This is a genomic window from Novosphingobium sp. 11B (genome assembly GCF_054589055.1).
In genome coordinates this window covers 2672-9465 of record NZ_BAAILP010000266.1, presented here as the reverse complement: position 1 = coordinate 9465, position 6794 = coordinate 2672, and the positions used below count along the sequence as shown (strand labels likewise).

The window sequence follows — 6794 nt, the reverse complement described above, 5'->3', positions numbered from 1 at the left end:
ACCCGACCACCCAACGGTAGTATCCTGCGGGTGGCCGGGTGGGGGAGTGGGCCGGTGCCGCGAAATTCGCCTGCAGCGAATTTTCAAACGGAAACCGCGAAGGCCGTCCGCATCGCGGGCGGCCTTCGCATTTGGTTCATCGGCAGGCGGATAGAATATCGGCGAACCACCCGACCGACATAGTGATCAGCTATATGGATCATGCGCGGGTAGTGATTTTACGAGGTACACGAGAGATGAAAGCGCTTCGCGGCCTGGCCGCAACTCTTCCGCTTACAGGTCTGGCCATGACCATGAGCCTGTTCGTGGCCATAGCCCCCGCCTCGGCCCAGACGGCGAATGCACAGGCGGGCAAGCGCCTGTTCATGCGCTGCCAGGCCTGCCACTCGACGGCAGCGGGCCAGCCCAACAAGGTCGGTCCCAACCTCAACGGTTTCATCGGCAAGAAGGCTGCGAGCCGCCCCGGCTTCCGCTATTCGCCCGCCCTGACCAAGAGCAGCGTCAAGTGGGACGACAAGTCGCTCAACGCCTGGCTTGAACGGCCGAGCAAGCTGGTTCCCGGCACCACCATGGCTTTCCCCGGCATCGCCAAGCCGGAAGATCGCGCCGCCCTGATCGCCTGGCTCAAGACCGCGACGAAGTGAGAGACACGGTGAGGCCGGCGGCCGACGCCCGCGACGGCGAATTCGCCCGGGGATGGAAGATCGTGCTGGCCGCCACCCTTGGTGTCGGCCTCGGCCTTTCCCCCATGCCGGTCTACACCCTGGGGATGCTGGCCCCCCAGCTTTCAGCCGCCTTCGGGTGGTCGATCGCCGAGGTCATGGGCGTCATGTCCGTCACCACCCTCACCGTAGTGCTCTCCGCGCCGCTGACCGGGGCGCTCACCAACCGGTTCGGCGCGCGCAACGTCGCGCTGTGCTCGGTGATATTGTTCGGCCTTGGCGTGCTGTCGCTGGCGCTGTCCTCCGGGTCGATCCTCGGCTTCTACCTCACCTGGGGCTTCATCGCGCTGGGCGGCGCGGGAACGCTGCCGATCACCTGGACCCGCCTCGTCAACGAGCACTTCCAGCGCAACAAGGGCCTTGCCCTCGGCTTGGCGATGATGGGCTCGGGGCTGTTCGGCATCTTCGCCAAGCCTTACGTGCGCTGGCTGATCGAACAGTGGGGCTGGCGCGGCGCCTTCGTCGGGCTCGGCCTGCTGCCGCTGGTGCTGGCCCTGCCCGCCGCCTTCATCTGGTTCCGCGCGCCCAAATCCCGCGTGGATGAACCCGCCGCCGCCCCCGTCCCGATGGGCGGCATGACGACCGCGCAGGCGGTGCGCGACTGGCGCTTCTGGCTGCTGGCCGTGGCGCTGGTGCCGATCTCCTTCGCGCTCGGCGGTGCGGTCCCCAACATGGAAGGCATCCTGCGCGCCGGGAAGCTGGATAGCAGCACGATCGCCTCGCTCACGCCGCTCATCGGACTGTCCGCGATCATCGGACGGCTCGTCGGCGGCTGGCTGCTCGACCGCTTCTGGGCGCCGATGATCGGCACCATCCTGCTCGCCCTTCCCGGCCTGTCCTACTGGAGCCTCATGGGCGGGACCATCGATCCGCAGGCGGCAGGCATCTCGATCTTCCTGATCGGCTTCGCGCTGGGCATCGAGTACGATTTCATCGCCTTCATCGTCGCCCGCTATTTCGGGATGAAGCACTACGGCACGATCTACGGCTGGCTCTACATCCCCTTCGCGATCGGCGCCGGGTTCGCCGCGCCGGTGTTCGGGCACGATTTCGACGTCAACGGCAGCTATGTCCTGTCACTGAGCTGTTCGGCGATAGCCTTGCTGACCTGCGCCGGTGCGCTACTCCTGCTCGGCCCCTACCGCACGTTCGAGGCGTCAGAACGCCCCTGAAGGAACGAGCCCTGATGGTGCAGCCTGCAGGAAGCCTGCCTGCTGCACCGTCTGGCGAAACGACCGGCTGACCGGCACTTCCAGCCCGTCCCGCAGCACCAGCCGGGGCGCGCCTGCACTGCCTGCCACCCGGACCACCGCGCCCGAGGCCACCCAGAAGCTGCGGTGGACCTGCAGGCCCCTCCCGCCCAGTTCGCTGACCGCCTGCGACAGGCGATAGAGGATCAGCGCATTGCCTGCGCTGGTGTGGACGCGCAGGTAATGCTGCTCGGCCGAGAGCGCGAGCACTTCGCCGCGCAGGGTCACCGGCACTTTCGTCATGAACGGCAGCACGCTCTCGACGCTGCTGGGTGCGTGGCCTGTCTCGATGCTCGGCCGGTAGCCGTAGCAGGGCATCTTCCAGAAGTGGAAGAGCATCAGGTTGATCAGCGGCCACTCGATATAGCCGTAGATGTGCGTCTTGAAGAACAGCACCGCATCCAGCCGGATCTGCGGCATCGGGCGCGTCATCGGCAAGTCCGGGAACATGCCGAGATAGGCGTGAACCCATAGCTTGAGCGCCATGTCGGACGGCAGCGAAGCCACCACCACCCCGACCATCAGCGTCGCCCAGAGCGGCATCCCCGCGCTGCGCAGCGGCCGGGCCAGCGCGCGGGTAATGATGTCGTTCGCCCACCAGCCACACATCGACAGGCCGATCCAGAACGCGATCGCATGTTCCTTGGGCCAGGCGACCGTGCGCCCCGCTTGAGGCCATCCGGCGACGAAGCCGAGGAACACCGGCACCCCGATGAAGTGCACGCAGAGCTGGCGCGGATTGAGGCCGAGCAGCAGCGGCTCGTCCGAAAGCCAGAAACCCCTCGTGAACATGCGGTGACCTGCCATGCCGAATCCCCGTATCGCTGCCTCACTGCCGAAACGGCGCGATCCCGTGGATTTGCGGGCCTCGACTCCGTTCGTGCAACACGAATGACGTTCGTGAAGGCCCGTCCGCGCATCAATGGCGTTCAGGAATTTTGATCGCCTGCCGGGAACGCTTGATTGCACGGTGCCCGCCCGGCCCATCACCCTGCCTGCCAGAACACCGTCCCATGACACTGGCCAGGGAGGCCCCCTTTGACACGCGAACTTTCCCGTCGGACCCTGCTCGCCACCGGCATGGTGGCTGCGGCCGCCGCCTACCTGCCCCGCATGGCCTTCGCCGCCGAGAAGACCGACGTGGTGGTCATCGGCGCCGGTCTCGCCGGGCTCAATGCGGCGCTGCTACTCGCCGAAAATGGCTGCCGTGTGACGGTGCTCGAAGCCGGGAGGCGCATCGGCGGCCGCGTCTTCACCTCGACCGAGATCGAAGGCCATCCCGAGCACGGCGCATCACAGATCGGCCGTTCGTACGCCCGCGTCCTCGACCGCTGCGAGGCGCTGGGGGTCAAGCTGGCGCAAGGCTCCAACATCTACGACAACTACGCGATCTCCCTCGACGGGCAGTTGATCCGACCGGGGCAGTGGGAGAACCACCCGCTGAACAGGACGGTCGGCGCGGAGCGCGGCGTCGTGCCTTTCGCGCTCGGCAGCTACTACCTCGCCAAGACCTACCCGTGGAACACGATGGACGGCTGGGCCTCACCCGAGGCTCTGGCGAACTACGACGTGTCCGAGGCCGACTACCTGCGCCGCGTGGGCGCATCGCCCGCCGCGCTCGACCTCGTCGCGCGCGGCTATGGCGACGGCGACCTTGATGCGATTTCCGCCCTGACGCTCATGCAGGAAATGGGCCGCGCCAAGTTCGAGGGGAACGGCGTGCCGACCTCGGCCAAGCAGGACCGGTTCCAGCAGGCCTCGTTCCTGTCCTACCGCATCCTCGGCGGCTCCTCGCGCCTGACCGACGCCATGGCCGATGCCCTCAAGGGCGCGGTGCTGACCGGCAAGCAGGTCACCGCCATCGACATGACGGACACCGGCGCGACGGTCACGTGCGCCGACGGCTCCAGCTACAAGGCGGACTACGTGGTCTCTGCCCTGCCCTTCACCGCACTGCGCAAGGTCGCGGTCACGCCTGCGCTCACCGGTGGGCAGGCGGACGCGGTCAAGCTCATGCCCTACAGCGGCCAGAACCAGGTCTGGCTGCGCGTCAAGGCGCCTTACTGGGAGCAGGACGGCATCGAGGGCTCGATGTGGACCGACGGCCCGGTCAGCCTGCTGCGCCAGTCGATCGCGCCCGACGGCTCACGCGACAGCGCCGTCGCCATCACCAGCGGCGTCAAGGGCGACGCGCTCGACCGCATCCCTGCCAAGGAGCGCGGCGAATATGTCCTCTCCGAACTGGCGCGGATGCGGCCCTCGACCAAGGGCAAGCTGGAAGTGCTCGGCGTCTTCTCGTGGAAGCTCGACCCGCTGATCCACGGCTGCCGCCACGGCTATCATCCGGGCCAGATGAAGGCCTTCCGCCCGACGATGGCCCAGCCGCACGCCCGGATGCACTTCGCGGGCGAGCACACCCGCCTGATGGAAGTGGGCATGGAATCGGCAATGGAAACCGGAGAGCGCGCCGCGCTCGAAATCCTCGACCGCATCTGAAGCCGACCGACAGACCGAATTTCCGACCGTCCGCAAGGGCGGCGGAAAGACACACGCGCCGGGCGCCAGAACCCGGCCAGAAAACGACGCAGACGGAACAAGGTTCAGCACCAAGGGGGAAGTACCATGATGAATGCCAGGATCCTGCTAGCCGCAGGAGTATCGCTCGCCACGCTCGTCCCGGCCGTGGCCCATGCGCAAGTCGAGGACATCGTCGTCACCGCGCGCAAGGAAAAGGAAACGCTGCAGGAGGTGCCGATCTCGGTCGCCGCCTTCGACCAGGACATGATCGCACGCTACGACATCTCCGACCTTGAGGACATCGCCAAGCGCACGCCGAACTTCACCTTCTCCAACAACCTCGGCATGTTCGGCGGCGTCCCGGTGATCCGCGGCATCGGCGCGCCGCGCACCGGCAGCAACGCCTCGGTCGGCCTGTTCATCGACGGCGTCGACACCGGCAACGCGGGCGGCATCAGCCTGCAGTCCTTCGACGTCGAGCGCATCGAAGTCGTTCGCGGCCCGCAAAGCACCCAGTTCGGGCGCGGCGTGCTGGCCGGTGCAATCAACTACGTCTCGCGCCGCCCCAACCTCGACAAGATCGAGGCCGAGTTCGGCGGCGAGATCGCGGAATACGGCCTGTACCGCGTGGAAAGCCGCGTCAGCGGTCCGGTCGCGGATGGCCTGGCGTTCTCGCTCGCCGCACAGCGCCGCAGCTTCGACGGCTTCTATAACGACGCCAACACCGGCGACGACATGGGCAATTCGGACAGCACCGCCGTGATCGGCGGCATTCGCGCCCAGTTCGGCGCCGAGAAGCAGGCCGAACTCTACGTCCGCCTCGCCTACAGCGACGAGCACATCGGCCAGCCCGCCTGGCATCAGGTGGCGACCAACACCCAGACCGGCACGCTTGCCAGCCAGCGCTGGTATGTCGGCACGCTGAAGGGCGATCCCGACAAGCTGGGCAGCAACGCCGCCGACTACGGCAACATCGACCTCAAGTATTACCGCGCCGCCGCGCACTTCAACTACGACTTCGGCGGCGCTACGTTCTCGTCGATCTCCGCCTACAACCGCAGCCACCAGCTGCAGGACGTGGACTCCGACTTCACCGCCAACCCCGACCTGATTTCGGGCTCGACCCTGCTCGGCAACTTCCGCAGCGCGCTCGACGTCCATGTCGATGATTTCAGCCAGGAACTGCGCCTGCAGTCATCGGGCACCGGCCCGTTCAAGTGGCTGATCGGCGGCTACTTCCGCAAGGAAAACTACTCCAGCGACGACTACTCCCCGACCGCCGCGCAAGGCTCGTCCAGTGTGCTGGCCTCGACGCCCAACGTGCTCACGCGCGATACGAAGACCTACGGCGTGTTCGGCTCGCTCAGCTACGAGATCACGCCCGGGCTGACGGTGTCGCAGGAGCTGCGCTATTCGCAGGACAAGATCTTCGAAACCTCTCAGCCGCGCGCGGCGACGACCGCCGGTTCCTTCGGCGCGACGTTCAGGAACTGGCTGCCGCGCACCATCGTCGAATGGCAGGCGACGCCCGACCACATGCTCTACGCCAGCGTCGCCAAGGGCAACAAGCCGGGCGGCTTCAACAACGCGGCGGGCACCGGCTTCAGCGCCGTGCCGGACGAGTACATCGCCTATGATGAAGAGCAGATGTGGAGCTACGAAGCGGGCTTCAAGACCGCCTGGTTCGATCGCAAGCTGACCTTCAACGCCTCGGTCTTCCACCTCGAATGGTCGGACATCCAGGTCAACTCGCAAGTCACCGTCAACGGCTATCCGGTGGGCATCACGCTCAACGGCGGCAAGGCGCGCGGCACCGGCGCCGAGATGGACTTCCACTTCCAGCCCAACCCAGGCTGGGAAGTCTACGGCGGCCTCGGCTACGCGCCGATCCGCATCCTCGACTACGTGGATACCCGCGTGCGCAATGCCGGGATCACGACCGACGGCAAGGACCAGCTCGCGGGCAGTCCCGACTGGACCGGCAATGCGGGCGTGATCCACAACATCGAACTGGAGGACGTGGGCACCCTGTTCCTGCAGGGCGACGTCAGCTACCGCAGCACCACGTACGCCACCGAGGCGAACCTGGCGGAGACCGGCTCGAAGACCACGGTGGACGTACAGGTCGGCCTGCGCCGCCCCGGCATCCGCGCCTCGCTCTATGTGAACAACCTGCTGGACGACAAGGCGGTGCAATCGGCCCGTGCCTACGTGAACCCGACCAATTACGCGCGCAGCTTCATCGTGCAGCTGCCCAACCGCCGACAGGTCGGCCTGCGGCTATCGCTGAAGTACTGAGAAGGAT

At 66.6% G+C, this 6794-nt stretch carries 5 protein-coding genes; 4 read left to right on the top strand and 1 reads right to left on the bottom strand.

From position 1 onward, the window contains the following. Positions 1-287: 287 nt before the first annotated feature. Together ACYPYD_RS23000 and ACYPYD_RS22995 are read left to right on the top strand one after the other, a co-directional pair. The gene (locus ACYPYD_RS23000) at positions 288-644 is read left to right on the top strand and encodes a c-type cytochrome (RefSeq protein ID WP_459665753.1); all 357 of its coding nucleotides are present in this window, start codon (positions 288-290) and stop codon (positions 642-644) included. Between the two features lie 8 nt (positions 645-652). Further along, the gene (locus ACYPYD_RS22995) at positions 653-1894 is read left to right on the top strand and encodes an MFS transporter (protein ID WP_459665751.1); all 1242 of its coding nucleotides are present in this window, start codon (positions 653-655) and stop codon (positions 1892-1894) included. Here ACYPYD_RS22995 and ACYPYD_RS22990 read toward each other — a convergent pair. Then, the gene (locus ACYPYD_RS22990; RefSeq protein WP_459665749.1) at positions 1880-2764 is read right to left on the bottom strand and encodes a LytTR family DNA-binding domain-containing protein; all 885 of its coding nucleotides are present in this window, start codon (positions 2762-2764) and stop codon (positions 1880-1882) included. The two genes, ACYPYD_RS22995 and ACYPYD_RS22990, sit on opposite strands and share 15 nt — an antisense overlap. 246 nt (positions 2765-3010) lie before the next feature. On the opposite strand from ACYPYD_RS22990, the gene ACYPYD_RS22985 reads away from it, so the two are divergent. Together ACYPYD_RS22985 and ACYPYD_RS22980 are read left to right on the top strand one after the other, a co-directional pair. Further along, a complete protein-coding gene (locus ACYPYD_RS22985; protein ID WP_459665747.1) occupies positions 3011-4468 on the top strand; it encodes a flavin monoamine oxidase family protein in 1458 nt (485 codons plus the stop codon). A 129-nt stretch (positions 4469-4597) separates the two neighbouring features. Further along, positions 4598-6787, top strand: a complete 2190-nt coding sequence (locus ACYPYD_RS22980) for a TonB-dependent receptor (protein ID WP_459665745.1) — start codon at positions 4598-4600, stop codon at positions 6785-6787. The last annotated feature ends 7 nt before the right edge of the window (positions 6788-6794 follow it).